Source organism: Terriglobia bacterium, from assembly GCA_032252755.1.
In the GTDB taxonomy this organism is placed as follows: domain Bacteria; phylum Acidobacteriota; class Terriglobia; order Terriglobales; family Acidobacteriaceae; genus JAVUPY01.
On record JAVUPY010000005.1, the window covers coordinates 1 to 4,721 of the forward strand.

Annotated in this window: 4 protein-coding genes and 1 tRNA gene; 2 read left to right on the plus strand and 3 right to left on the minus strand. The window is 54.8% G+C overall.

The annotated features are described in order from the left end of the window. Nucleotides 1–91 precede the first annotated feature (91 nt). Nucleotides 92–168, plus strand: a tRNA-Met gene (locus ROO76_00470). Nucleotides 169–253: 85 nt separating this feature from the next. Here ROO76_00470 and ROO76_00475 read toward each other — a convergent pair. Further along, nucleotides 254–1,510 carry a site-specific integrase gene (locus ROO76_00475; protein ID MDT8066617.1) on the minus strand — a complete coding sequence of 419 codons (1,257 nt, stop codon included), beginning with the start codon at nt 1,508–1,510 and terminating at the stop codon, nt 254–256. 103 nt (nt 1,511–1,613) lie between these two features. Continuing rightward, nucleotides 1,614–1,847 carry a helix-turn-helix domain-containing protein gene (locus ROO76_00480; protein ID MDT8066618.1) on the minus strand — a complete coding sequence of 78 codons (234 nt, stop codon included), beginning with the start codon at nt 1,845–1,847 and terminating at the stop codon, nt 1,614–1,616. Between the two features lie 271 nt (nt 1,848–2,118). On the opposite strand from ROO76_00480, the gene ROO76_00485 reads away from it, so the two are divergent. Continuing rightward, on the plus strand, nt 2,119–3,033 hold the full coding sequence (locus tag ROO76_00485) for a LysR family transcriptional regulator (GenBank protein ID MDT8066619.1): 915 nt from the start codon (nt 2,119–2,121) through the stop codon (nt 3,031–3,033). Between the two features lie 339 nt (nt 3,034–3,372). Here ROO76_00485 and ROO76_00490 read toward each other — a convergent pair. Then, nucleotides 3,373–4,721 (minus strand): heavy metal translocating P-type ATPase (locus ROO76_00490; protein ID MDT8066620.1); only part of this gene is annotated, 1,349 nt, incomplete at its 5' end.

Here is a 4,721-nt window from a genome sequence, read left to right on the forward strand (position 1 = left end):
CAATTCGGGGCTCCCAGAAGTGTACCGGATAGCCTGGACCCCCTGCATTGAAGCAATTTGACCCCCATCCGGCAAGTTGCTAAACTGTATATGCGGGGTGGAGCAGCCCGGTAGCTCGTTGGGCTCATAACCCAAAGGTCGTAGGTTCAAATCCTACCCCCGCAACCAATCAAATCAATCAGTTACGAGTCGAATTTGAGTGCCCTTTCCCTTAGATTCACTCCCACTGACTCCCATTCGCAAAATCTAAGTTTCAGGCGCTCGCTTTCATCGGCTTGAGCACCATCTCCACAACCTTGCTGTTGGCTTCCCGCTTGGATGATGTCATGGCCTGCCCATAGACGTTCATCGTCGTCTGGATCGAGGCATGACGCATAAGTTCCTGCTGCACCTTCATCGGCGCTCCGGTCTCGTCCAGCCACGAACGGTACGTGTGGCGGAACGTGTGCCAGCCGAGATGACCGTACTTCCCGGCAGCGGCCTGCCGTTCCTCGTGGATGAGTAGCCGTTTGCCGTTCGGGGTCGGTTTGACCTGGCTGCACCAGACCCCAACCCCCGCACCGCACGTCGGACACTCCACAAGGCAGCATCCCGCAGGGCGAATGTGCCGCTTCTGAATCTCGGTCGTCTGGTAGGGCTTGTTCGTGGAGGGGCTTGCGAAGACCCAGCCTTCTTCCGTCGGCGTGGCCTCCTTGCTCCATACGAGCAGAACCTCTACTAGGGCCGCATCAAGCGGTACATGATCCCGCGAATACTCCGTCTTCACGTCATCGACGTTCCCGTTCACGATGCTCCGCTGTACGAGAAGCTGTTGACGCTCGAAATCGAAGTCTTGCCACTGAAGCGCCGCGATCTCGCTCACGCGAAGACCGAGGCACTGCGCCACAATCACCATCGTTCGGTACGGTTCTTTCAACAGACCGAGGATGGTTTCATACTCCTGCACAGTAAACACCGGCGGGCGCTGCCGCCGCTTGCTGCCGTCCTTGACCCGGACAATCTGGATGGGGTTGCGACGGTCGTTGAACAATTCCCAGCGGGCCGCGCACTCGAACATCAGGTGCATGACGCTGCGGATATGCGCCTTCGACTTCGGGGCCATTTCCATGTTCTTCAACCATCCTTCGACCACCATAGGCCGGATCTGGTGCAACAAGTAACGCTCCCACCTTGGGCGAATATGCAACTTGATATTCGACAGATACGACTTCCGGGTTGAGTAACGCTGTGGCAACTCTTCCTCGATGTATCGGTCGCAGATTGCGCCGAAGGTGACAGCACCCAGGTGATGCTGTGGTTTCTCTTCGTTGAGTTTTAGGAGAAGGGCTTCTACTGCAACCCGCGCGTCTGACTTGTTCTTGTACTGATTCGTGGTTCCGACGAAGGTCGCTTTACGCTTCCTCGTATTGTCGGCCTGCGTCTCGTAGTACCGGAACTCCCAAACGTCGGCTCCCTTCGCCCGCTTCTTAAGCGTGACGCTTCCAAATTGATATCGTGTGCGATCAATCAAGGTATTTTCTCCTCGACTTCACAGCACGAATGGCTATCATTAGGGTAACGCCATCGTGCATGAATATCACCAGAAAACATTGAGCTTTCTATGGGTTTGGTCCTTAGCTGGCGATGTCTCTGTCGATCCATTCGGTCAGCACCGATGCCTTGAAACGCCATAGCTTGCCGACATGCACGGCTGCGATTTCTCCACGATGGACAAGCCTCTGGAGAGTTCTCGGATGAACCTTGAGCATGGCCGCCGCCTGATGGCTGTCGAGCAACGGCTCGCGGTCGATACGGGGACGGCCATCGGCCGTTCCTGCACTCGCCGGTGGCTTTTTCTCGTCGAACATAATGACTCCTCCCTGCAAGCGAATCCCTGCGCGCTTGTTTACAAGCGAGGTTCGCGCTCGGAGGGCCAATCGTCCAATGAAATTTTGAGCGAGCGTCATTCCTTTTTGGAATGACGGCAGTCAATCCGGCAACTCATGCCGCTGCCAATGAATGTGATTCAGGATTACAATTATTTGTATTTGGTGGCTGATTCGCGCCATCTTGAAGTGCTTGCTGCCCCTCCCAGAATCCGCTGCCTGGAGGATAGTCATGGTCTTACCGGATATCCGATTGCTGCAATCAGCGATTGTGCTTGCCGAAGAACTTCATTTCTCAAGAGCAGCCGAAAGGCTGAACATGAGTCAATCCGCGCTCAGCAAACAAATATTCAAGCTGGAGCGCGGCCTCGGCTTTCAGGTTTTCACACACAGTCATCAAGTTGCCGAACTCACAGAGGCAGGACGTGCCTTTATCCCCGAGGCGCGCGAGGTTGTCTCTCACGCGGAACGGGCGGTTCTTTCCGCTCGGGCCGTCCTTGATGGCCCGAACGAAATCCTCAATATCGGCAAGTCTTCCTATACGGAACCGATTCTGGTTTCGACACTTCTTTCCATCCAGCTTTCACTCTTCCCTGAGATGAGGATCAAGCTCTGGAGCAACTTTTCCAATGAACTTGCCCGGCAAGTCAGCACAGGCGCGTTAGACCTCGCCGTGATAACCGGTGTCCCCCAAAAACCACAGCTTAGCGTCCTGAACATTGCGGACAATCCCTTTTACATTGCAATGCCGATGGCGGATGAATTGTCGGCATACAGAGAAGTTCGCTTGGAGCAGATGCACAAGCGAAACTGGATGGTGCTCGGGAAGCACGCAAACCCCTATTTGTACGACACCATTCATTCTGTCGGTGCAGAAAGAGGTGCCTATCCATCGGACATTTACAACTTCACCAGTCCCGAAGAAGCCTCTGAGCTGATCCGTGAGCATGATGGCCTTGCGTTTTTGCCACGATCCGCAGCATGGAGAATCGCTCGTGATGGCATTACGATGCGGCCTTTGGCTGAACCCCGCCTTCGCCTTGTCACAAGCCTTGGGGTGCGCGTAGACAGCAAATCCCGACTGGTGAATGAGTTCGTCAAGGCTGCCGGAAGAAAGTTCGGTGTTATGGGTCAGACGGCCCAGAGAAAACTTCCGCTGGCGATGTGATTCATTGAGTTTTGACTATCTGAGACTCATCATCGTCGGCTTCATGGATTTCGATATTCAACGGTCCCTCTTTACCGCATTTGGGGCAGACGAAAAGCCCAATTGTATGCACGCGCCCTTCTACTTCTTCTCTGCGGAATGGACTGCCGCAATGCAAACAAACATGAACGTGGAGCAGCGATTGTGGTGCGCGATTCGTGTTGTGTTCTGTCACGTATGTGCCTCCAGATAAGCGAAGATTCTTTATTGGTGTCCAGTCGTTCCCCTTGTCTCGGCGTGGAGCCGTCGTAAGGAGCGCTTCCATCGCGCGATGTCCATCGGAAATTTGCCGCGTGCCATTTAACTTCGTCTTTCTTGGTTGACGCCTCGAAGCAACCGCATTCCATTGAAGACGACGAGAAGGCTTCCTCCCATGTCCGCGAAGATTGCCATCCACAACGTGGCCTTTTGCGCGAGAGCGAGGCCAAGAAAGACAAATTTGATAAGCAACGCAATCGTGATGTTCTGCGTTAGGATTTGCGTAGTTTTCTGGCTCAGGCGAATGAACTCCGGTATCTTCCCGATGTCGTCATCCATAATGGCGACATCGGCAGTTTCGATCGCGGTCGCCGTACCGGCAGCTCCCATCGCAAATCCGATATCAGCCCGTGCTAGAGCAGGAGCATCATTGACCCCATCTCCCACCATGCCGGTAAAACCTCGCTCTTCGTGGAGACGAGCAACTGTCTCTGCTTTATTCTCGGGAAGCAATTCGCCATATATCTCCGTGATACCTACCTGCGCGCCCACTGCTTTCGCCGTGGTCCAGTTGTCTCCTGTGAGTATTACGGTCGCAATCTTAAGCCGGGCAAGCGCCTGTACCGCGTGGACACTTTCATCTCGGACTACATCTGCGACACCGAACGCCGCAACAGGCCCTACGGGGCTACAAAGGACCAATGCGGTCTTCCCCTCGTTTTCGAGATCTCGCAGGACGCTTTCCAGAGCGGGAGAGCACACACCGAGTTCTTCCATAAGCCGATGATTGCCAAGATGCCATTCGCCGCTCTCCACAAATCCAGCAACGCCGCGTCCGGGGATGACTCGAAACTCGTGGACTTGCAATAAGGGAGTGTTGGGATGCAACTTGCGGAAGGCGCTCACAATGGCGCGTGCGATCGGGTGTGTGCTCTGGTCATCAAGGCTGGCAGCGTAGAGTAAGGGATCGTATTCGGTCGATTGACCAGTAGAAATCGTATCGATGACCTCGGGTGTGCCTCTGGTCAACGTCCCTGTTTTGTCCATCGCGATGACTTTGAGGCGATGACCACTTTCCAGATACGATCCTCCTTTAATTAGAATGCCGCGACGGGCAGCAGCCGTCAGCCCGCACACGATACTGACGGGCGTTGAAATGACCAGAGCGCACGGGCAGGCGATAACGAGAATAACTAGCCCCTCATAGACCCAACGCCCGACGCCCCCGTTTCCAAACAGACTTCCGCCTGCCGCAATCAGCACGGCAAGGATAAAGACAGATGGCGTATAGTACCGCGCAAAGATGTCTACGAAGCGCTGCGTCGGAGCGCGCTGCTTTTGTGCCTCCTGCACTGCGTTGGCAATACGGGCCAGAGTACTTTCCCCGGCGACAGCGGTGACGACTGCTTGTGCAGCTCCATCAACGACTATGCTCCCGGCAAACAATAAGG